Origin of the sequence: Streptomyces nanshensis, assembly GCF_001751255.1 — a bacterium.
Classification (GTDB): Bacteria; Actinomycetota; Actinomycetes; order Streptomycetales; family Streptomycetaceae; genus Streptomyces; species Streptomyces nanshensis_A.
In genome coordinates this window covers 1-933 of sequence record NZ_LJGW01000507.1, presented here as the reverse complement: position 1 = coordinate 933, position 933 = coordinate 1, and the positions used below count along the sequence as shown (strand labels likewise).

Below are 933 nucleotides of genomic sequence, written 5' to 3'. Positions count from 1 at the left end.
AACCACCCTCCGCGAGAGCCGGGACCTCCGGCCAGAAACGCTCCCGCTGAAACGCATACGTCGGCAGATCAACCCACCCGGCACCCCCACCGAACAACCGGCCCCACTCCACCGGCACACCACACACCCACGCCTCAGCCACCGACGTCACAAAACGAACCCCACCCCCCTGACCACGCCGCAACGACCCCAACGCCACAACCTCAACACCCGACGCCTCCGCCGACGCCTCCACCGCACCCGTCAACACCGGATGCGCACTGCACTCCACAAAAACCCGGAACCCATCCCCCACCAACGACTCCACCGCACCAACAAAATCAACCGGCTCCCGCGCATTCCGGAACCAATACCCCGCACCCAACTCACAACCATCCACCACACCCCCCGACACCGTCGAATAAAACGGCACCTCCCCCGAAACACCCTCCACACCCTCCAACAACCCCAACAACTCCTCACGCAACGGCTCCACCTGCACCGAATGCGACGCCACAGACGACCCCACAACCCGCGCACGCACCCCCAACGCCTCACACGAGGAAACAAACTCCTCCAACACCCCCGACTCACCCGCCACCGTCACCGCCGACGGACCATTCACCCCCGCCACCGACAAACCAGCCCGCCCCTCCAACAACCCCCGCACACCCTCCAACGGCAACGCCACCGACGCCACCGCACCCCCACCCACCAACTCCCGCGCAAACAACTCAGAACGCAGCACCACCACCCGCGCCGCATCCTCCAAACTCAAAACCCCCGCCACATACGCAGCCGCAATCTCCCCCTGCGACGACCCCACCACCGCAGACGGCACCACCCCACACGACCGCCACAACTCCGCCAACGACACCATCACCGAAAACAACACAGGCTGGAGCACCTCAATACGCTCCAACACCTCAACCCCCGAAACACCCCCCAACGAAC

The 933-nt window shown here is 65.0% G+C and carries 1 protein-coding gene; it reads right to left on the bottom strand.

The window, feature by feature from the left end; all coding sequences use genetic code 11:
* Window positions 1-886, bottom strand: an 886-nt coding sequence (locus tag AN218_RS29265; RefSeq protein WP_244900814.1) for an acyltransferase domain-containing protein, incomplete at its 3' end; no start/stop codon positions are given.
* Between the last annotated feature and the right edge of the window lie 47 nt (window positions 887-933).